The organism is Streptomyces sp. NRRL F-5727, assembly GCF_000719555.1.
Classification (GTDB): Bacteria; Actinomycetota; Actinomycetes; order Streptomycetales; family Streptomycetaceae; genus Streptomyces.
This window is the reverse complement of the sequence record NZ_JOGX01000032.1, coordinates 71,672-90,095: the sequence shown is the minus strand read 5'-3', so window position 1 is coordinate 90,095 and position 18,424 is coordinate 71,672. Positions and strand designations below refer to the sequence as shown.

Here is an 18,424-nt window from a genome sequence, read left to right as displayed (position 1 = left end):
CCCCGGTCCCCCGCGCGCCCCCGCGCGTGCACCCATGCGCCCCGCATGCAGGATCGATGCCTCACCCCCGGCGCCGCCGCGCCCGTAACCCCAGGTGACGGGGGCAGTTGTCTTCACCGTGGATGAGACCATCGGAGTCACGACGGAAGCCGCGCAGATCCCCAAGCAGCGGGGCGAGCAGCTGCTCGACAGCGCCGTGCGGTACGCGGAAGAGCGCCACTGGGACGTGTTCCCGGGGACCTGGCTGGAAGCCGTCGACGGCCGGGAGCACTGCTCCTGCGGCACCGCCGACTGCCCGCTGCCGGGTGCCCACGCCGTGAAACCCGACTGGGCGACGCTGGCGACCGGGAGCGCGGTCGGCGCCCGCCGCATGTGGTCGAAGCAGCCGAAGTCGTCGATCCTCCTCCCCACCGGCCGCACCTTCGACGCGATCGAGGTGCCCGAGGCGGCCGGTTTCCTCGCGCTCGCGCGCATGGAACGCATGGAGCTGACGCTGGGCCCGGTGACCTGCACCCCGGACCGCCGGATGTTCTTCTTCGTGCTGCCCGGCGCCTCCGCGAAGGTCCCGGACCTGATCCGCAAGCTGGGCTGGGCGCCGGCCTCGCTCGACCTCGCCACCCGCGGGGAGGGCCACTACGTGGCGGCGCCGCCCACCCGGGTCGGCGGCCGGGGCGCGGTCCAGTGGGCGCGGCGGCCCACGCCGGCCAACCGCTGGCTGCCGGACGCGGAGGAGCTGATCAGCGCGCTCGCGTACGCGTGCGGGCGCGAGGCGGCCGAATCGCGGGCCCGCCGTCCGTGACCTGACTGACCTGGGGTTTTCCCCGAGTCGCCCTTTAGGGTGGCCGACATGGCGTGACCAGCGCCGTACGGGGACAACCGAAGGGTTGACGGACCATGCCCGACCAGGCATCTGACGGAACGTTCGAACCGACGGGCGCCGCACCGGAATCATCCGGTGCGGCGCCCGCGGTGCAGGTGGAGGGGGTGTGGAAACGGTTCGGCCAGCAGATCGCCGTGAACGGGATCGATCTGGTGCTGCCGGCGGGGAGGTTCATCGGGCTCGTCGGGCCGAACGGCGCCGGCAAGACCACCACCCTCTCCATGATCACCGGCCTGCTGCGGCCGGACTCCGGCCGGATCCGGGTGGCCGGCCACGACGTGTGGCGCGACCCCGAGTCGGTCGCGGAGGTGAAGGCGAGGATCGGCATCCTGCCGGAGGGGCTGCGGCTCTTCGAGCGGCTCTCGGGCCGTGAACTCCTCGCGTACAGCGGGCGGCTGCGGGGGCTGCCCGGTGCGGAGGTCGACAAGCGGGCCACCCAGCTCCTCGACGTGCTGGACCTGGCCGGTTCGCAGCACAAGCTGGTCGTCGACTACTCGACCGGCATGCGGAAGAAGATCGGTCTGGCGGCGGCGCTGCTCCACAACCCGGACGTGCTCTTCCTGGACGAGCCCTTCGAGGGCGTCGACCCGGTGTCGGCGCAGACCATCCGGGGCGTCCTGGAGCGGTACACGACCTCCGGCGCGACGGTCGTCTTCTCCAGCCATGTGATGGAGCTGGTGGAGTCGCTGTGCGACTGGGTCGCGGTGATGGCCGGCGGCCGGATCCGGGCCCAGGGTCCGCTGGCGGAGGTGAAGGGCGACGCGGCCACCCTCCAGGAGGCGTTCCTGGAGCTGGTGGGCGCGAACGGCCGGGCCGCGGCGGGCGATTCGCTGGACTGGCTGGGCGGCGGCGCCCAGGGTGACCGCCGATGACGGCGACGACCGCCGAGCCGTCGCTCACGCCGGTCTTCGTCCGGCTGAAGCTGTCGCTGATGCGCAACGGGCTGCGCCAGTCGGGCGGGCGCACGGCCGCGTTCGTCACCTCCCTGGTGGTGGTGCTGCTGATCGCCGCCTTCATGGTGCTGGGCTTCCTGCTGCTGCGGGGGCACGAGGCGGCCGGGGCGGTGTCGGTGCTCACGGTCGGGGTGTTCGCGCTGGGCTGGGCGGTGATGCCGCTGTTCCTGCCGAGCGGGGACGAGACGCTGGACCCGTCGCGTCTGGTGATGCTGCCGCTGCGGCCGCAGCCGCTGGTGCGGGCGCTGCTGGTGGCGTCCCTGGTGGGGATCGGGCCGCTGTTCACCCTCTGCCTGGCGGTCGGGGCGGTCGCCGCCGTGGCGCACGGGGCGGCGGCGACGGTGTTCGCCGTCCTCGCGGTGCCGCTGGTGCTGCTGGTGTGCGTGGCCCTGTCGCGGGCGATCGCGACGGCCAACGTACGGCTGCTGACCTCCCGCAAGGGGCGGGACATGGCGCTGCTGAGCGGTCTGGTGATCGCGCTGGGCATCCAGGCGGTCAACTTCGGCGCGCAGGCGCTGGGCCGGGCGAAGGACCTGTCGGCGCTGGACACGGTGGCATCGGTGGTGGGCTGGCTGCCGCCGGCCTCCGCGGTGGCGGCGGTGCGGTCGGCGGCGGACGGTGACCTCGCGCTCGCCGTGGCGCGGCTGGTGCCGTCGCTGGTGCTGCTGGTGGTGCTGCTGTGGTGGTGGCGGCGGAGCCTGGTGCGGCTGATGGTCGAGCCGGACGGTTCGACGGTCGGCGCGGCGCCGGACACGGTACGGGACCCGGCGCGGGGCCGCGGGCTTGCCGCGCGGCTGCTGCCCGGGGGGCGTACCGGCGCGGTCATGGAGCGCTGCTTCCGCTACATCTGGCGGGATCCGAAGACGAAGGCCGCGTGGGTGTCGGCGCTGGCGATCGGCGCGCTCGTGCCGATGTTCAACGCCTTCCAGGAGGCCGGTTCGGTCTACTGGGCGTGCTTCGCCTCGGGGATGCTGGGCGTGCAGATGTTCAACCAGTTCGGGCAGGACTCGTCGGCGTTCTGGATGGTCGCGCAGACCATCGCGTCGCCGGCGGACGCGTACGCGGAGCTGCGGGACCGGGCGTACGTGATGATCGCGATCACCGTCCCGTTCACGGTGGTCGTCGCCGTGGGCACGGCGCTGGTCACGGGCGGCTGGTCGCAGCTCCCGGAGGTCTTCGGGCTCGCGTTCGCGCTGCTCGGCGCGATGCTGGCGCTGGGTGTGGTCGCCTCGGTGCGGTACCCGTACTCGATCCCCCAGGACTCGCGCCGCAACGTGGCGCCGGGCCAGGGCGGCATGGCGGTCGCCGCGATCTTCGGCGGCATGTTCGGCGGCCCGCTGCTGTGCGCCCCGCTGATCGCCCTGCTGGTGTGGCTGCGCGTCAGCGACCAGCACGCCCTGCTGTGGCTGCTGCTGCCGCTGGGCGTCACCTACGGCGCCCTGCTGACCTGGGGCGCCCTGAAGCTCATGTCGGGGCGGATGGTGAAGCGACTGCCGGAGATCCTGACGGCGGTCAGCAAGGGCTGAGCCCCGGGTGGTCCTTCCGGCGCGGGTGCGCGCCGGAAGGCCCCCCGGTGCCGTCAGAAGACGAGCTGCGAGGCGTTCACCGGGATGGTCTGGCCCATGAGTTCACGGCCCTTGAAGGGGGCGCTCCAGCTCCCGGTTCCCTTGTACAGCCAGTTGCCGTCGGGGCTGAGGCCGACCAGGTCCGCGCGCCCGTCCCCGGTGGAGTCGCCGACGGCGACGATGTGGGTGTACGCGTTCCACCCGCTGCCGACGCGGGCGCGCGGCGCGAAGGTGCCGTCGCCCTTGCCGAGGTACAGCCACAGGACGCCGTCCTTGTCGCGGGCGACGAGGTCGCCGGGGGCGGCGCCGCCGATGTTCCCGGTGGCGGCGAGCTTGGTGTAGCCGGCCCAGCCGGCGCCGATCCGCTGGCGGGTGGCGAAGGGCGCGGTGGCGTTCCCGGTGGACTTGTACAGCCACAGGACGCCGGTGCGGTCGGTGGCGAGGACGTCGGCGCGGCCGTCGCCGGTGAGGTCGGACCCGCCGGTGATCTTGTCGTAGGTCTGCCAGCCGCCGCCGACCCGGACGCGGGTGGCGAAGCCTCCGGTGCCGTTGCCCTGGTAGAGCCAGAGGACGCCGTCCCGGTCGCGGGCGAGGAGGTCGCCGACCGGCGAGCCCGCGAGGTTGCCGACGGCCTCGATCCGGTCGTAGACCTGCCAGCCGGTGCCGACGGACACGGGCGCGTCCACGTCGATGATCTGCCCGTTGTTGGCGTAGGGGCTGTAGTGGGAGTCCTGGCGCCAGAGGCGGCCGGACGTGTCACGGCTCAGCAGGTCGAGGCCGGCGTTGTCGTTGAAGTCGTGCGGCCGGACGGCGCGGGTGACGGTGAAGCCGCCCGTCTTGGTCGCGGTGGGGCCGATGCCGTTGAGCGGCTTGGCCTCGACCTGCCAGGTGTAGGCGCCGTTGGGGGCGCCCTCGTAGGAGCTGCCGACGGTGCCGTCCCACGTGAACGGGACGGTGGTACCGGCGGGGTGGGTCTCGTACATCTGGCTGGTCTTGCCGGTGCGGACGTGCCGCAGCGTGACCTTGATGTCGACGCTGGTCCGGGAGAAGTCCCAGGCGAAGGAGAGCTTCCCGCCGTTCTTGTCGAGGTCGACCGTCGCGGGCAGGCCGCCGGAACCGATCACGACCTCGGTGGGCTCGCCGGTCGTGGCCACCAGGGTGACCTCCGGCTTCGCGCCGCCGGTGTCCGCGATCCGGTACATGCCCTCGCCCTGGCCGACGAGACCGCCGCGCACGTAGAGGCTGCCGTCCGGGGCGGCGACGGAGGAGGTGAGGTGGTCGAGCAGCTTCACCGGGGCCGCGGCGGGGTCGGTCAGGCTGTACGCGGTGACGGCATGCAGCGGGTTCGTGGTGCCCGAGGCGAGGCCGCCGGCCTCGCCGTACACCACCCAGCCGGCGAGCAGCCCGATCTGGAGCCGGTCCGACTGCCTGTCCGGGAGCGGGATCTCCCGCACCTGGTCCGTGGCGCGGTCGAGGACGAAGAGCTTCGGGTTGACGGTCCCCTCGCCCTCGGTCCAGGCCACGTGGGTCTCGGAGACCGCCACGTCGCCGTTCGCCGCCCCGGCCGTACGGGCGTGAATGTCGCCCACGGTGCCGGTGGCGAGGTCGAGCAGGCCCCACTTCGCCCCGGTGCGGTCGGTGAAGGTGACGAGGGCGTGGTCGTGCGTCGCGGGGGCGACGCTCATCCAGATCGCGCCCTCGGGGAAGCCGGTCACGACGGAGGTGCCCGCGGCGGTGTGCTTGCGCAGCACCGTGCCCGTCTCGGTCTCGACGGAGGTGAAGACGGCGTCGGCGGCGGATCCGGCGTAGACGACGGTGCCGGTCTGCGTCACCCCCAGGGGGACCTGCAGCGGGCTGCTCGCGTCGACGTTCCGCTGTTCCACGGAGTAGTGGCCGACGTGGACCACGTAGTCGTCGGTCCGGGTGGACCGCAGGTCGACGCGGCCGTCGTAGCCCTGCCCGGTTCCGTCCTTGTACGACCGCACCGTGGACGTTCCGGTCTCCGGATCGCGGGTGAGGAAGTGGGTGTTGCCGACGCCGGCCAGTTCGGCCCGCTCGGGGAACGTCAGGGGTGCCTCGGCGGTGCTCGCGGCGACGGCCGCGGCGGGCGCGGCGTGCGCGGGCACGGTCAGCAGGCCCGCGCCGGCGGTCGCGGCGAGGACGATGCCGACGGCGGCGGCGAGACGACGGTGGTGCGGGCGGGACGGAAGCACGTGCTGTTCCTCCTGGGGTGGCAGGACTCGGCCTTCGCGGCAGACGCGTCATGCTCCTGCCACCCCATGAGACCCACGGCCGACCGAAAGGTTGTACGACCCTGTCGATCTTTCCGCCCACCGAGTCCGGCGGGTCAGCGGAACTCGTGGGTGACGGTGATCGGGCCGACGATGTGGGCGTTGAACTCGTCCAGGTCCTCGGCGGGGACCCACAGCTCCAGGATGGTGCGGCCGCCGGCCTGCTGGACGGGGTAGCGGGCGAGGAAGGCGGAGTCGACCTCGAAGCGGGTGACGTAGCCGGCGCCGCTGTGCTTCACGTTCCAGTCGCGGGCGATGCGGATCGCGTAGTCCTCGTTCAGGACGGGGTAGAAGATCGGCTGCTCGGGCAGTCGGGGCGGCCAGGCGCGCCAGTCCAGCGCGCGGACCAGGGCGAGCTCCTCGGGGCCGGTGGGGCGCCAGAGGGTCGTCGTCGGCCGGGGCTGGGGGCTGGTGCCGGGGCTGGTCATGGCGGGGAACGTATCGGGGCGGGCCGGGCGGCGGCCAGGGGATTTCCCCGCGGGCGAGTTTCCGGAAGGCGGGTGGCGGGCGCCAAGGGATGGGCCAGGATGGGCACTTGGCGTTGGGGACGGGTGTACGGGAGGGGCTGGCGTGACGGACGGCGGGTCCGCGGTGCGGCGGGGGCAGGGGTGGTGGCTGGGGCTGATCGGGGCGGCGACGGTCGCGCTCGTGGTGGTGTGCGTGGGCGAGGCGTCGACGTCCTCGGCGGACCGGATGCTGAGGACGATCGCCTCGGTCTCGGTGGTCCCCGGCGTGCTGGCCCTGTCGCAGTTGCTGCTGCTGCGCAGCAAGCGGATCGAGCCGGCCACGATCGGTGTGGCCGGCCTGGGCGCGGTGATCCTCGGCGTGAACGCCTCCGACAACGGCGGCATGCTGTTCGGGATGCTGCTCGCGCTCCTGGCGGCGGTGCCGTTCGCCTTCCTCAGCGGCTTCCTGTCGCTGAACGCGCAGACGGGGCACGCCCTGTTCTCGGCGGTCGCGCTGCTGATCGGCGCCGAGACGCTGGTCGGCGACATCGCGCCCGAGGGCACGGTGCTGGTGCGGGCGTCCTGGCTGGCGGCGCTGGACTACAACGGGGCGCGGATCCCCGGCCTGTTCCTGATCGGGGTGGCGCTCTTCCTGCTCGTGGCCTGGTACCTGCCCCGCCAGGAGCGGCGGCTCGCGGTGCCTGAGCCGGGCTGGCTGCGGGTGACGGTGCTGCTGTTCCTGCCGGCGTTCCTGCTGGCGGCGGTGGCCGGGTTCGCGTTCACGGCGCGGATCGGGACGACGACGCAGGCCGGGCTGAGCCGGGAGTTCATGATCGTGTGCCTGCTCGGTCTGACCGCCGGCGGGTGCAGCCTGCGGACCGGCGAGGGCACGGTCCTCGACGTGGCGGTCGGCTCGCTCTTCGCCGGCGCCCTCCAGACGCTCCTCAACCTGAAGAACGTCGGCTTCTCGACGCAGTCGACGATCCTGTGCGGGGTCGCGGTGCTCTTCATCTTCGCCGACCTCGCCCGCCTCCGCAGGACCCCCGCGTCCTCCGAGCCGCCGCACCCGCCGGGGTACCCGCCGCTCCCGACACAGCCGGGCCCGGTCCCGGACAACCCGTACGCCCGCTGAGGCGCGGCCCGCAGCGTCCGTGAGAGCCTGCGGGCATGCCGTCCTCCCCGGTCCCGCCCGACGTGGCAGCCTTCGTCGCCGCCGCCTCCCGTCTGCCGCTGACCGCCCTCCAGGAGATCCGGCACGCCACGGCCGTGGCGGTCGCCTCCGGGGCCTTCGACCACGCCGTGGTGCCGAAGTTCGACGCGGCGCGCTTCTCGGCCCTGGACAAGCTGGTCCGTGACTCCTTCCACCCGCGCGCCGAGGAGCTGCGGGCCGCCCGGCCGGGCGGCGGGCTGCGCTCGGCGATCTCCCGGACGACGACGGCCGCGCAGGCGATCTGGAAGCGGGACCGGCTCTCCGCCGAGGCGTACGCGATGCTGACCGGCGCCTTCCCGGCGTACGGGGTCAGCGTGCCGGACCACCCGGATCACGAGGCGGGCTGAGGCCGTCGATCCGGTCGCGGAGCCAGGCCGGGTCGGGGTTGGTGTGGGGGCGGCCGGCCAGGAGGACGGTGGGGACCGTCTCGTTGCCGTCGTTCACGGCGCGTACCGCCGCCGCGGCCTCCGGGTCCCGCCAGATGTTCACCCAGTGGGCCCGCCGGGCCCGCCTTCCGAGGCGCACTCGGAGCCGCACGCAGTACTGGCAGCCCGGCCGCCAGTAGACGACGGGCCGCCCGTCCGCCGCGCTGCGGCGCACGGCCTCGGCCGAGGTGAGCGAACGAGGGAACACCAGCGGCGAGTTGGCACCCGCCAGGGCGAGGAAGAGCACCAGGAGCACGGCTCCCGTACCGGAGTCGCCGCGGGCGAACGAGGCCGCGGCGAGCAGCACGCCGACGAGCGCGAACATCGCGGGCGGGGTCCAGGCGCGTATCACCCGGCCAGGCTAGCCGCCGTCCCACTGCGCGGGTGGCGGGCCCGCACCGCGTCGACGCAGGTGTCCCGGGACGTCGGGCCGCCGAAGCGGAGGCGGTCGTAGGCGGTGAACGCCGGTTCCAGGGCGTCGAGTTCGTCGACGAGCGCGTGCAGCCGCTCGGTCCAGCCGGCCGTACCGGCGTCCGGGGCGTTCTCCGCCGCGCCGATGGCGCCGGTCAGGTACTCCTTGCGCCGGATCGTCTCCGGGGTGACCGCGTGCAGGCAGACGTACTGGCCGCTGAGGTACGCGTCCCACTCCGCCCGCCCGGTGGGCTCGTCGTCCCAGTGCGCGACGAACCAGCCTTCGAGGAGGTCCACCCCTCCGGCCCGCTCGGCGAGGGCGAACAGGTCGCGCGGCACCATCTCCGCGCCGTCGGACCGCAGGTACCCCGGGAGCGGCAGCCGCCGCGCCAGCATCAGCCTCCGGACGTCGTCGGCCTCACGCCCCCCGGCGGCGCACAGCTCGTCCAGCGGGACGAACTGCGCGCTGACGTACGCGTCGTCGGCGGCGGTCATCGGGTGGTCGCCGTTCACCTCGCGGAACCGCGCGGCGACGCGCCGCCTCAGGTCGCTCTCGGGCACGTTGTCCGGCATCGGGGCCTCCCTGCGTCAGGCGCGCGGGACCGTCCCGCGCGACACTCCGCACGCTAGGCGCCGGACGGTTCGGCGCCCGCCGAACGGTCGAGGGCGGCCCAGGAGAGCCCCGGCCGCTCCGCGAACACCCCGGCGACCAGGTCACGCCAGTCCGGACGGGCGGGGCGGTCCTCCGGGCGCCGGGCGGGCGGATCGGCCCGCAGGGCGGCCTCGCGGCGGCAGGGCCCGCAGAGCGTCTCGTCCGCGACCGGCCGGAAGGCGTGGGGCCTGTCGCCCGGCCCCTGGCAGGTCACCACCGGACCGGCCGCCGCGGCGGGGGCCCCACCGAGCGGGGCCTCCACCGGCTCCGGCGGAAGCTTCTCCGTCAGCCGGTGCCGGAGGAACCCGACGGCCGAACGGACGCCGGTGCGCGGCAGATGCGCCGTCAGGGCGTGCCGGAGGTCGGCCACCGAGACGCCTCGCCGCAGCCACTCCGCAGCGATCGCGGCGAGCCCGCGCGCCTCACGGACGCCGAGGCGCAGATCGCGGTCGGCGTGGTGGAGCGTGAGGAGGAGGCGTTCGGCGCGGACGAGCGCGGGATCGCTCGCGCCTTGCCCCTGCGGCTGCTCCTGCGGCGGGGCCTCGGGCGCCTCACGGCCCTCCGGCTCCGGCTCCGGTTCCGGCTCCGGCTCCGGTTCCGGCTCCGGTTCCGGTTCCGTCGAAGGTGCGGGGCCGCTGGGGGGTGGGGGGTTGGTCTTCTCCCCGTCTTCATCTTTGGAGGAGCAACCGGTCTCCGGGGTGCCTGGCCCACCGACCGCCGGATCGGGCACAGTCGGTGACCGGTCGCCGTCCCGTACCGCCCTCGCCTCTTCACGCGTGAGGCTGACGTTCGTGACGAGCTGGGTGGTCTTCCAGAATCCCTGACCGTCCTGCCATCGCCACTCGTGCAGATGTCCACACGTGGTGAGCGATTCCTTCGCCTTCTGGTACGCCCGGGGCTTCATGCCCAGGTCAGCGGCGTGCTCACCGAGGGGCTTGCCGGTGGCCGCACTCTCCGGGAGTCCCTGGAGGTAGACGAGGAGGACTTTCGCGTCGCTGGTCAGCCGCGGATTCCGGACGACACTGTGCGAGACCTTCGTGTACGCCGACAAGGGCGCGATAGCATGCCGGAGCATTTCTGGTGGACCTCGTGTATCCACTGGTAGTGAAGGCCCTCGGATGGTGTTGGCGCACCCCCGGGGGCCGCTCCCTTCACGGAGCGTGATGTCGGCGTCACCGTAGCGCATATTCCACCGTCCGATGCAACAACTCTCCCTCCACGAACGGATCTTCGAGCGTCGGGAGCGACCTCCAGCCCAGCGGCCACGTCGTCCCGTCGAGCGCCGGGATCCCCACGTACGACTCGCCCCCACGGCCCCCGCCCAGCGCCCGCACCGGAGCCGGCCACGCGAACCCCGAGGCCGTACCCGGCGCCAGCAGGAAGTAGAGGTTCCGCCCCCGGGCCGCCTCCCGCACGATCGGCCCCGCCTGGAAGTCCGTGAACTCCATGAGGTGGTACGCCACCTCCTCCCCCAGGACGCCGGGGATCCGCACGGCGTCGAAGTGCACGCCTGCGAGCCGGAGGGCGTGGCCGCAGTCGGGGACCCAGGAGGGCTTGATGTCAAGCGACTTGCTCGGATTCATGACGCCAGCTTCCCGAGCGTGCTGTCCTGTGACCAGGGGCAACGTGATGTTGTGCAGGACTGTGCACTCGGGGAGGCGGGGTGTGAACAAGGAGCCCAAGCAGGGCGCGGGAGCCGCGAAGACCTTCGGGATGATGCTGCGGTTCTACCGCGAGCGGGCCAAGTACTCACAGGAGGCGGTGGGCAGAGAGACCGGATACTCCAAGTCCCAGGTGGCGATGATCGAGCGAGGACTGCGGCACCCGAAGGGAGAGTTCGTCCCGATCGTGGATCCGCTGCTGGGTGCACAAGGTGCACTGCTGAAGCTGGCGGAGGAGGTCGCGGCGAGTGGCGTCGCACCGTGGTTCGAGGACTACTTGGACGAGGAGTCCAGGGCGGTCGGCATACACATGTACTACAACCACATGCTCCCTGGACTGCTGCAAACCGCGGACTACGCGCGGGCTTCCTTCGTCTCGGAGCGGCCGCCCTTGGACGACGATGAAATCGAGCCGGGCGTCGCGGCCCGCATCGCTCGCCAGCGGGTGCTCTACCGAAAGCCGGCCCCCATGGCGACCTTCGTGCTGGAGAAGGTCGCCATCACTCGCCCCCTCGGGGGGCGGGATGTCCTGCGGAAGAACCTGCTGCACATTCTGGAGCTCGCGCACCTGCCCAACGTGGAGCTCCAGATTATGGACGAAAACCGCGAGATTCACGCTGGCCTCAGCGGCCCCTTCGTCCTCCTTGAGACCGAGGGACGCCGAGGTCAACTGGTATATGTCGAGGGTCAGGGGAGCAGTTACATTCTCTCCGAGCAGCCGGACGTGGGTAACTGCTTCGCTCGCTACAGCACGCTGCGGGCGCAGGCTTTCACGCCGGAGGATTCCGTCCAACTCATCGAACAGGTGGCACGAGAGCTATGAGCACCGACCTCAACTGGTTCAAGAGCAGCTACAGCAGCGGCCAGGGCGGCGAATGCGTCGAGGTCGCCTCCTGTGTGCACTCTGTGCACGTCCGTGACTCCAAGGACACCGACCTCCCCTCCCTCTCCGTCTCCCCCGCCGCCTGGGGCGCGTTCCTCGACCAGGTCAAGTAGGGCCACGGGTACGACGAAAGGGCCTCCGCCCCTGGCCGGGACGGAGGCCCTTCGCGTATCTGCGGTCAGGTCAGAACTGGCCGTTCAGGTCGAGCCAGGACGCGTCGTCCACGACGCCCGGCTGGAAGCCGTTGGTGGCGCGGCCGTCGTACCTGACCAGGAGGCCGTCGCCGTTGCCCTGGTCCGCCGAGGTGAAGCGGCTGTTGGTGACGGCGTTCAGGTCGGGGTAGCCGTCGCCGGTGCTGTCGCCGACCGCGAGGAAGCCGGCCATGGTGTGCCAGCCGCTGCCGATGAGGACGCGGGTGGCGACGCCGTCCGTCTTGCCGGGGTACAGCCACAGCCTGCCGGTGGACGCCTCGCGGGCGAGGAGGTCGGCCTTGCCGTCCTTGGTCATGTCGCCGAAGCCGACGAGCGCGTTCATGGCGCAGCTTGCCGGTGGACGCCTCGCGGGCGATCACGTCCTCCTTGCCGTCGGCGGAGAAGTCGCCGTGCCGGGTGAGGGCGTTCATCGCGCCCCAGCCGCCACCGAGCAGCTTGCCGGTGCCGTTGCCGGGGAGGAACCAGAGGCGGCCGGACCGGTCGCGGGAGAGGACGTCGGACGACTTGTCGCCGTTCAGGTCGCCGAAGGCGGGCGCGGTGGCCTGCGGGTTCGCGTACCAGTAGGGGTAGGGCTCCCAGCCGCCGCACTCGCGCTCGGTGGCGACCAGGCGGACGGAGCTGACGCTGTTGCTGCCGGGGCCGCCCCACTCGGTGCCCGAGGGGTTGGGGGCGACGGAGCCGAGGCCGCCGTCGTAGCCGTAGTTCGCGTCGTCGTGGAGGCACGCGAACTTTGTGGTCCGGTTGGAGACCGTGCGGAACTGGTTGTCCCAGGTGCCGAGCGTCGCGGCGCTGACGTTCGTCTTGTACATGGTGCCGGTGGCGTCGTCCGTCTTCCACCCGCAGAAGTAGCCCACTGGGCAGTCGGCCGGCGCCGCCTGGGCGGGCGCGCCCGCGCCGAGGACGCCGAGCGTGGTGAGGCCGAGCGCCGTGACCGCCGTGGCCACGCGCCGGCGCAGAGATATGCGCATTCGTTTTCCTCCGTGACGCGGCGCGGAGCCGGGCCCTGCCCGCTCGACGCGCCGTAGGGCGGAAATGTACCCCGCCGGGGGCGGGGTACATGCCCGAGGGGGGTCAGAAGACGGTGCTCATGTCGTTCCAGGACCGGTCCTGGCCGTCCCAGCTGCCCGGGGCGAAGGTGCCGTTGTCCTTGCCGCCGTAGACCATCAGGCAGCCCTGGTAGGAGCACGAGGTGCTGCGGAAGGTGTTGTTGGTGAGGGCGATGAGGTCGTTGCTGCCGTCGAGGCCGTGGTCGCCCACGCCGACGAGCTGGGCCATCGCGTTCCAGCCGCCGCCGATCAGGGTGCGGGAGCCGAGGGCGCCGGTCCGGCCGGGGTAGAGCCACAGCTTGCCGGTGGCGGGCTCGCGGGCGACGAGGTCGGCCTTGCCGTCGCCGGTGACGTCGCCGAGGGCGGTGAGGGCGTTCATGCTGTTCCAGCCGCCCGCGCCGATCTGCTTGCGGGCGCCGACAGCTTGCCGGTGGACGCCTCGCGGGCGATCACGTCCTCCTTGCCGTCGGCGGAGAAGTCGCCGTGCCGGGTGAGGGCGTTCATCGCGCCCCAGCCGCCGCCGACCAGCTTGCCGGTGCCGTTCCCGGGGAGGAACCAGAGGCGGCCGGCCTTGTCGCGGGCCAGGAGGTCCGCCTCGTCGTCGCCGTTCAGGTTGCCGAAGCGGGACGGCCCGGCGGGGTTGGGCTCGGCGTGCCACGTCGTGTAGGCGGGGCCGTAGCACTCGCGCCCGGTGAGGACGAACTTCAGCGAGCTGAGCGAGCGCATCCCCATGTAGCCCCACTCGGTGCCGCCCGGGTCGGGCTCCCGCACACCGACGCTCCAGTACGAGGTCGTGTAGCCGGGCTCGTCGTACCCGCACACGTACTGGTTGGTGCGGTTGGAGACCGCGTTGATCTGGTTGTCCCAGGCGCCGAGGGTCGACGCGCTCTGGGTGAGCTTGAGCATCTCGCCCGTGGCGTGGTCGGTCTTCCAGGCGCAGAAGTAGCCCCGGGGGCAGTCCTCGGGGTCCGCCTGGGCCGGGGTGGCGGCCGGGCCGAGGGTGGTGAAGGCGGTGAGCGCGGTGAGCACGGCGAGGCCGAGCGCGGCCGGCCGGGTGGCCTGGGTGCGCGCCTCGGACCGGGCCGCCGGGCGGCGGCGGTTCAGCCGGGAGAGCAGAGACATGTACGGGTTCCCTCCAGATGCGGCGCGGAGCCGAGCCTTGGGGCTCTCCTTCTCGACGCGCCGTGGGAGGAAGGTACAGGGTGCCTGACGGGAGTCTTCCGGTGGGGTGCCGTCGGCGGGGCGGGCCTCGTCAGAGCTCGCGCATGCCGGGGAAGCCGTACCCCTCCGGCTCCTCCCACGGCACGTCCTGATCGTCCACGTGCACGTGCCACTCCGCCCCCGCCAGGGCCCGGCGCAGCTCCGTGACCGAGTCCAGGACGTGGATCAGCACCGGGAGGAGGCGGTCGGGGTCGCGGGGCAGTTTCGTCGAGCCGGCCAGGAGCGCGTCCGGCTCGGGCCCGGGGTCCCCGTACAGGTAGAGGCCCTCCTCGTCGTCGTACGGGAACGCCGCCAGGTGCGCGGCGGTGACGCGCTCGACGGCAGCCGCCTCGGCCGGGGTCAGGGGGGCCGGGCGGCGCGCGGTGTAGTACACGGAGACGCTCATGAGGGGGAGCGTAGGGCGGGGGTACGACAGTCGGTCGGGCGGTCAGGGGGGCAACAGGTCACGGGGCACGGGTCACGGGTCACGGGTCACGGAGTCAGGACGCCGGTGAGGAACGGGCCCACCGCTTCCGCCCAGGCTTCCGGGTGGGTGTAGTGGAGGAGGTGGCCGGCGTCGGGGATCTCCGCGTAGGCGCCGTGCGGGAGGACGCGGACCATCTCCTGGGCCTCGGCGCGGCCCAGTTCGCCGTCGAGGCCGCGGACGACGAGGGTGGGGCAGCGGACCTGGGCGAGCGAGTCCCAGTGGGCGTCGTGGACCCAGGTCTCGCGGGAGGTCAGCATCTGGGCGGGGTCGAAGACGGGGTGCCAGCCGTCCGCGCGCTCGGTCATCACCTCGGCGAAGAACGCGCCCCGCGCCGGGTTCGGCGTCTCCACCCACGGGTCGTCCGCGCCGAACCAGCGGTGCACCGCGTCCAGGCTCGGGAAGGGCGCCGGCCAGCCCCGGAACCAGTCCTGCCAGGCGCGCTGCGAGGCCGCGCCGAGCGCCGAGGCCCGCATGTCGCAGATGACCAGGGCGCGGACCAGGTCCGGGCGCTCGGCGGCGAGCTGCCAGGCCGTCAGGGCGCCCATGGAGTGGCCGACGAGGGAGACGGGGCCGAGTCCGAGCCGCTCGATGACGGCCGCCGCGTCCGCCACGTACGCCTCGCGCGTGAACGGCCCGCCGGGCGGCTTCTCGCTCGCCCCGTGGCCGCGCTGGTCGAGCGCGATGGTGCGGTGCCCACCGGTCAGGAGGCCGGCGGCGGGGGCCCAGTGGCCCGCGTGGCCCATCAGGCCGTGGAGCAGTAAGACCGGGGCGCCGGTGGGCGCGGCGAGGGCCTCGGCCGGTTCGGCGGGCACGGGGGGTACGGCGGGGGCGGGGCGGTCCTCCGGGCCCGAGGGCTGGCGGGCGATGCTCACGGCGGTGGCACCGGCCGGGCGCGGACCGGTTGGGCGCGGGCCGGCCGGGCGCGCACCGGCTGGGCCCGCGCCTGCCCTGGCCTCCGGGCCGGCGGCCGTGCCGCCGCCCTCCGCCGTGGTGGCCGTGAGGGCCGAGACGGCCGTGTAGTCCCAGGCCGCCAGCCGGATGCCGTCGGCTCCGGTGACGTCGAGTCGTCGCGCCATGATCTGGCACCCCCTCTTTCCCGTCGAACCCCGCCAGACTATCGAACCCACATTCGAAAATGCGCTTCTGCCGCGCAACACCCCTCGTTCGAGTGACGGGGCTCAAGGATTGGCGCGCGCGACCGAGGGGAGATCTCCAACGGGAGGCGGACCGCTCGGGGAAAACGGTCCGAGGGAACCGACCTTGAGAGCTCGGGGCTCCAGGTCGGAACAGGGGAGGACAGGCCCCGGCGCCACCCGGCGCCGGGGCCCTCTGTCGTCCGGGACACCCCGCCGGGGGCAGCCACCGGGACGCGCGGCAGTCGGCGTACGGCCCCTGTCCGTCGCATGGCCCCACCCTTCCGCACCTCACGCAGCGCACGCAGCTCGTTCCAGCCTGGCACGCCGAGCGCACGCGCGGGGGCGATTCCGGCGTAAACGGGGCGCACTGCGGATCCGTCGCCCGACCGTGGCGCATTCGTGACCACCGGCCCTACAACCCCTCCCGCGTCCCGGTGGTCGACCCTTTCATGCGCAGTCCCCAAGTCCTCGCCAAAGGCGACCACATCGCGATCCTGAGGGACGGTCACCTCACGATCGAGCGCGACCGGGTCGTCACGACCGTGCCGCTCGCCGCCGTCGACGAGGTGCGCCAGACCGGCGCGACCTCGCTCGTCCTCGTCCTCACCGACGGCGTCAGCCGCCCGCTCCCCGAGGGCAACACGTACTCCGCGACCGCCTTCCGCACCGCCGTGACCGAGGCCCTGCCCAAGCAGCGCGACCCCGCCGGCAGCGCCCTCCTCACCACCGAGGAGGGCCGGGACTCGATCCCCGTGTGGGCGGTCTGGCTGGGTGTCCTCGGCTTCCTCGGCGCGTACGTGGCGTACGTCTGGTGGACCGGCGCCGCGCACGGCCCGGAGATGGGCATGGCCGCGTTCGGCGCGGTCCTCGGCGTGCTCTTCGGCGGTCTCGGCGTCCTCGGCGCCGCCTCCAGCGCCCGGGACCGGGTGCTGCTCGCCCGCCGGGGCATCAGCGTCGTCGCCACGCGCGCGTACTACCCCAACGGCAAGAAGGCGAGCTACTACAAGTTCACCGACGCCAGCGGCAACGAGCTGACCACCAGCTACGGTTCCGGCCGGGCCACGCACGAGATCCACGTCGTGTACGACCCCGAGGCCCCGTCGACGCGTCACGCCGCCGTCGAGCCCGGCTACGTGTCCGTGGTCAAGCACGCCCTCGGCCTGCTGACCGCCGGCGCGATCCTCGCGCTCGGCCTGTGGGGCGCGCTCGCGCCCTACGTATGACACCCCGCGTATCACGCCCGACGCATGACGCCCTGCGTATGACGAAGGGGGCCGGCGGTGCGCTCACGCGCCCCCGGCCCCCCGTGCTCGCGGCTGTCAGCGCTTCGCGACGAACACGTGCGCCGCGACCTCCGCGTCCAGCTCCGCCGCCTCGCCGCTGCTGCCGACCAGCACGCCGCCCGCCGACTCCGACACGGACACGACCGAGCCGGGCTGCACGCCCGCCCGCCGCAGCGTGTACATGAGCTGGGCGTCCGTCTGGATCGGCTCGCCGATGCGGCGGACGACCACCGTCTTGCCGCCGCTCGCGTCCAGGTCCGCCAGCGACACCATCGAGTCGTCGAGGAAGGACTCGGCCTCGGCCTTCTCGCCCAGCTCCTCCAGGCCCGGGATCGGGTTGCCGTACGGCGACTCCGTCGGGTGGCGCAGCAGCTCCAGCACGCGGCGCTCCACGGCCTCGCTCATCACGTGCTCCCAGCGGCACGCCTCCGCGTGGACCTGCTCCCACTCCAGGCCGATCACGTCGACGAGCAGGCACTCGGCGAGCCGGTGCTTGCGCATCACGCGGGTCGCCAGCCGGCGGCCCTCCTCGGTCAGCTCCAGGTGGCGGTCGCTCGCCACGGCGACCAGGCCGTCCCGCTCCATGCGGGCGACCGTCTGGCTCACCGTCGGGCCGCTCTGGTCGAGCCGCTCGGCGATCCGGGCACGCATCGGGACCACACCTTCCTCTTCCAGCTCCAGGATGGTGCGGAGATACATCTCCGTGGTGTCGATCAGTCCGGACATTCGTGCCCCTCGATGAGTCGTGCGCTGGCCCTGCACCAATTCTTGCGCATCCGGCCGACAACCGGGCGGCCCCCGCCCCGGAGCGGGAGAACTGGGGACACCGGGGCGGCGGAGGCGGTATTGACAGACCAATGGTCCAGACCGCACCGTGATCGGCGACCTCGACGAGAAGGAGCTTCCTCACATGGGCGAGAGCAAGCTGGCCGGACAGTTCTTCGACGCCGCGATCGGGCTGCTTCAGGAGGTGCGCGACGGGGACTCCGCCGAGATCGCCGCCGCCGGAGCCGCCGTCGCCGAGGCCGTCGCGAGCGGCAACCGGCTCTTCGCCTTCGGTGCCGGGCACTCCTCGCTCCCCGCCCAGGACGTCGTCTACCGGGCCGGCGGCTTCGCCCTGATGAACCTGCTGGCCGTCCCCGGCGTCGTCGGCGTCGACGTCATGCCGGCGACGCTCGGCTCCGCCCTGGAACGCGTCGACGGGCTCGCCGGAGCCGTCCTCGACTCCTCGCCCGCCTCCGCCGGCGACGTCCTCTTCATCATCTCCCTGTCCGGCCGCAACGCGCTGCCCGTGGAGATGGCCATGAACGCCCGCGCGCTCGGCCTCACCGTCGTCGGCGTCACCTCGGTGGCGTACGCGACCGAGACGAAGTCCCGGCACGTCTCGGGGACGTACCTCAAGGACCACTGCGACATCGTCCTCGACTCCAGGATCGCCGTCGGCGACGCGGAACTGACCCACGAGGGCATCGAGGCGCCCTTCGCCCCCGCCTCCACCGTCGTCACCAGCGCCCTGATGCAGGCCACCATGGCGGCCGCCGCCGAGGAACTGGTCCGGCGCGGGATCGAGCCGCCGCTGCTGCGCTCGGGGAACGTCGACGGCGGGCACGAGTGGAACGGGCGCGTGATGAGCGAGTACAAGGACCGGATCTTCTACCGGCACTGAGCCACGCGCGCGTGGGC

General features: G+C 73.0%; 21 protein-coding genes and 1 pseudogene. 9 read left to right on the top strand and 13 right to left on the bottom strand.

Features of this window, described 5'->3' with window-relative positions; all coding sequences use genetic code 11:
* The first annotated feature begins 118 nt into the window (after positions 1-118).
* The 3 genes from IF73_RS0122165 (at position 119) to IF73_RS0122155 (ending at position 3,359) form a co-directional block, all read left to right on the top strand.
* Complete coding sequence (locus tag IF73_RS0122165; protein ID WP_031010786.1) at positions 119-799, top strand: bifunctional DNA primase/polymerase; 681 nt, start codon at positions 119-121, stop codon at positions 797-799.
* A gap of 95 nt (positions 800-894) precedes the next feature.
* On the top strand, positions 895-1,752 hold the full coding sequence (locus tag IF73_RS0122160; RefSeq protein ID WP_031010784.1) for an ABC transporter ATP-binding protein: 858 nt from the start codon (positions 895-897) through the stop codon (positions 1,750-1,752).
* A complete protein-coding gene (locus tag IF73_RS0122155; protein WP_031010782.1) occupies positions 1,749-3,359 on the top strand; it encodes a hypothetical protein in 1,611 nt (536 codons plus the stop codon). The genes IF73_RS0122160 and IF73_RS0122155 overlap by 4 nt, the downstream gene beginning before the upstream one ends.
* Before the next feature lie 53 nt (positions 3,360-3,412).
* Here IF73_RS0122155 and IF73_RS0122150 read toward each other — a convergent pair whose 3' ends face one another.
* On the bottom strand, positions 3,413-5,611 hold the full coding sequence (locus tag IF73_RS0122150) for an FG-GAP repeat domain-containing protein (protein WP_037880017.1): 2,199 nt from the start codon (positions 5,609-5,611) through the stop codon (positions 3,413-3,415).
* A gap of 134 nt (positions 5,612-5,745) precedes the next feature.
* On the bottom strand, positions 5,746-6,117 hold the full coding sequence (locus IF73_RS0122145) for a hypothetical protein (RefSeq protein ID WP_031010777.1): 372 nt from the start codon (positions 6,115-6,117) through the stop codon (positions 5,746-5,748).
* 142 nt (positions 6,118-6,259) lie between these two features.
* Between IF73_RS0122145 and IF73_RS0122140 the strand changes: the two genes are divergently transcribed.
* Complete coding sequence (locus tag IF73_RS0122140) at positions 6,260-7,267, top strand: hypothetical protein (protein ID WP_031010775.1); 1,008 nt, start codon at positions 6,260-6,262, stop codon at positions 7,265-7,267.
* Between the two features lie 35 nt (positions 7,268-7,302).
* On the top strand, positions 7,303-7,692 hold the full coding sequence (locus IF73_RS0122135) for a hypothetical protein (protein WP_031010773.1): 390 nt from the start codon (positions 7,303-7,305) through the stop codon (positions 7,690-7,692).
* On the opposite strand, the gene IF73_RS0122130 is transcribed toward IF73_RS0122135, so the two are convergent.
* The 4 genes from IF73_RS0122130 to IF73_RS0122115 all read right to left on the bottom strand — a co-directional run bounded on the left by IF73_RS0122130 (position 7,655) and on the right by IF73_RS0122115 (position 10,416).
* The gene (locus tag IF73_RS0122130; protein ID WP_037880013.1) at positions 7,655-8,122 is read right to left on the bottom strand and encodes a glutaredoxin domain-containing protein; all 468 of its coding nucleotides are present in this window, start codon (positions 8,120-8,122) and stop codon (positions 7,655-7,657) included. The genes IF73_RS0122135 and IF73_RS0122130 overlap by 38 nt on opposite strands.
* Positions 8,119-8,754, bottom strand: coding sequence for a DUF6058 family natural product biosynthesis protein (locus IF73_RS0122125; protein WP_420706576.1), 636 nt, complete (start codon positions 8,752-8,754; stop codon positions 8,119-8,121). The genes IF73_RS0122130 and IF73_RS0122125 overlap by 4 nt, the downstream gene beginning before the upstream one ends.
* A gap of 53 nt (positions 8,755-8,807) precedes the next feature.
* The gene (locus IF73_RS41125; RefSeq protein ID WP_063833465.1) at positions 8,808-9,884 is read right to left on the bottom strand and encodes a hypothetical protein; all 1,077 of its coding nucleotides are present in this window, start codon (positions 9,882-9,884) and stop codon (positions 8,808-8,810) included.
* 121 nt (positions 9,885-10,005) lie between these two features.
* Positions 10,006-10,416, bottom strand: a complete 411-nt coding sequence (locus tag IF73_RS0122115) for a hypothetical protein (protein WP_031010764.1) — start codon at positions 10,414-10,416, stop codon at positions 10,006-10,008.
* Positions 10,417-10,498: 82 nt separating this feature from the next.
* Between IF73_RS0122115 and IF73_RS0122110 the strand changes: the two genes are divergently transcribed.
* Positions 10,499-11,317, top strand: coding sequence for a helix-turn-helix domain-containing protein (locus IF73_RS0122110; RefSeq protein WP_234338305.1), 819 nt, complete (start codon positions 10,499-10,501; stop codon positions 11,315-11,317).
* Complete coding sequence (locus tag IF73_RS0122105; protein ID WP_031010760.1) at positions 11,314-11,490, top strand: DUF397 domain-containing protein; 177 nt, start codon at positions 11,314-11,316, stop codon at positions 11,488-11,490. Before IF73_RS0122110 ends, IF73_RS0122105 begins: the two co-directional genes overlap by 4 nt.
* 70 nt (positions 11,491-11,560) lie before the next feature.
* Here IF73_RS0122105 and IF73_RS42145 read toward each other — a convergent pair whose 3' ends face one another.
* The 6 genes and pseudogenes from IF73_RS42145 to IF73_RS0122085 form a co-directional block, all read right to left on the bottom strand.
* Positions 11,561-11,911, bottom strand: a complete 351-nt coding sequence (locus IF73_RS42145; RefSeq protein ID WP_051717137.1) for an FG-GAP repeat domain-containing protein — start codon at positions 11,909-11,911, stop codon at positions 11,561-11,563.
* Positions 11,912-12,344: 433 nt separating this feature from the next.
* Positions 12,345-12,557, bottom strand: a pseudogene (locus IF73_RS42140) (peptidase inhibitor family I36 protein); the annotation flags it as partial.
* A gap of 103 nt (positions 12,558-12,660) precedes the next feature.
* Positions 12,661-13,014 (bottom strand): FG-GAP repeat domain-containing protein, encoded by a 354-nt coding sequence (locus IF73_RS42135; RefSeq protein WP_051717134.1) that lies wholly within the window; start codon positions 13,012-13,014, stop codon positions 12,661-12,663.
* Positions 13,011-13,757 carry a peptidase inhibitor family I36 protein gene (locus IF73_RS38785; RefSeq protein WP_051717132.1) on the bottom strand — a complete coding sequence of 249 codons (747 nt, stop codon included), beginning with the start codon at positions 13,755-13,757 and terminating at the stop codon, positions 13,011-13,013. The genes IF73_RS42135 and IF73_RS38785 overlap by 4 nt, the downstream gene beginning before the upstream one ends.
* A 130-nt stretch (positions 13,758-13,887) precedes the next feature.
* Positions 13,888-14,241, bottom strand: coding sequence for a hypothetical protein (locus tag IF73_RS0122090; protein WP_031010758.1), 354 nt, complete (start codon positions 14,239-14,241; stop codon positions 13,888-13,890).
* 86 nt (positions 14,242-14,327) lie between these two features.
* Complete coding sequence (locus IF73_RS0122085) at positions 14,328-15,398, bottom strand: alpha/beta fold hydrolase (protein ID WP_031010756.1); 1,071 nt, start codon at positions 15,396-15,398, stop codon at positions 14,328-14,330.
* 509 nt (positions 15,399-15,907) lie between these two features.
* On the opposite strand from IF73_RS0122085, the gene IF73_RS0122080 reads away from it, so the two are divergent.
* A complete protein-coding gene (locus IF73_RS0122080) occupies positions 15,908-16,681 on the top strand; it encodes a hypothetical protein (RefSeq protein WP_031010754.1) in 774 nt (257 codons plus the stop codon).
* A 96-nt stretch (positions 16,682-16,777) separates the two neighbouring features.
* Here IF73_RS0122080 and IF73_RS0122075 read toward each other — a convergent pair whose 3' ends face one another.
* Positions 16,778-17,467: a metal-dependent transcriptional regulator gene (locus IF73_RS0122075; RefSeq protein ID WP_031010751.1), complete on the bottom strand. Its 690-nt coding sequence runs from the start codon at positions 17,465-17,467 to the stop codon at positions 16,778-16,780.
* A 184-nt stretch (positions 17,468-17,651) separates the two neighbouring features.
* On the opposite strand from IF73_RS0122075, the gene IF73_RS0122070 reads away from it, so the two are divergent.
* Positions 17,652-18,407 carry an SIS domain-containing protein gene (locus IF73_RS0122070; RefSeq protein WP_031010749.1) on the top strand — a complete coding sequence of 252 codons (756 nt, stop codon included), beginning with the start codon at positions 17,652-17,654 and terminating at the stop codon, positions 18,405-18,407.
* Positions 18,408-18,424 lie beyond the last annotated feature (17 nt).

What these genes read in the sequence shown, in the direction of transcription:
- IF73_RS0122160 (WP_031010784.1), top strand. Translation starts at nt 895, where the DNA reads ATGCCCGACCAGGCATCTGACGGAACGTTCGAACCGACGGGCGCCGCA.
- IF73_RS0122155 (WP_031010782.1), top strand. Translation starts at nt 1,749, where the DNA reads ATGACGGCGACGACCGCCGAGCCGTCGCTCACGCCGGTCTTCGTCCGG.
- IF73_RS0122145 (WP_031010777.1), bottom strand. Translation starts at nt 6,117, where the DNA reads ATGACCAGCCCCGGCACCAGCCCCCAGCCCCGGCCGACGACGACCCTC.
- IF73_RS0122135 (WP_031010773.1), top strand. Translation starts at nt 7,303, where the DNA reads ATGCCGTCCTCCCCGGTCCCGCCCGACGTGGCAGCCTTCGTCGCCGCC.
- IF73_RS0122125 (WP_420706576.1), bottom strand. Translation starts at nt 8,754, where the DNA reads ATGCCGGACAACGTGCCCGAGAGCGACCTGAGGCGGCGCGTCGCCGCG.
- IF73_RS0122115 (WP_031010764.1), bottom strand. Translation starts at nt 10,416, where the DNA reads ATGAATCCGAGCAAGTCGCTTGACATCAAGCCCTCCTGGGTCCCCGAC.
- IF73_RS0122105 (WP_031010760.1), top strand. Translation starts at nt 11,314, where the DNA reads ATGAGCACCGACCTCAACTGGTTCAAGAGCAGCTACAGCAGCGGCCAG.
- IF73_RS42145 (WP_051717137.1), bottom strand. Translation starts at nt 11,911, where the DNA reads ATGAACGCGCTCGTCGGCTTCGGCGACATGACCAAGGACGGCAAGGCC.
- IF73_RS42135 (WP_051717134.1), bottom strand. Translation starts at nt 13,014, where the DNA reads ATGAACGCCCTCACCGCCCTCGGCGACGTCACCGGCGACGGCAAGGCC.
- IF73_RS38785 (WP_051717132.1), bottom strand. Translation starts at nt 13,757, where the DNA reads ATGTCTCTGCTCTCCCGGCTGAACCGCCGCCGCCCGGCGGCCCGGTCC.
- IF73_RS0122090 (WP_031010758.1), bottom strand. Translation starts at nt 14,241, where the DNA reads ATGAGCGTCTCCGTGTACTACACCGCGCGCCGCCCGGCCCCCCTGACC.
- IF73_RS0122085 (WP_031010756.1), bottom strand. Translation starts at nt 15,398, where the DNA reads ATGGCGCGACGACTCGACGTCACCGGAGCCGACGGCATCCGGCTGGCG.
- IF73_RS0122080 (WP_031010754.1), top strand. Translation starts at nt 15,908, where the DNA reads ATGCGCAGTCCCCAAGTCCTCGCCAAAGGCGACCACATCGCGATCCTG.
- IF73_RS0122075 (WP_031010751.1), bottom strand. Translation starts at nt 17,467, where the DNA reads ATGTCCGGACTGATCGACACCACGGAGATGTATCTCCGCACCATCCTG.
- IF73_RS0122070 (WP_031010749.1), top strand. Translation starts at nt 17,652, where the DNA reads ATGGGCGAGAGCAAGCTGGCCGGACAGTTCTTCGACGCCGCGATCGGG.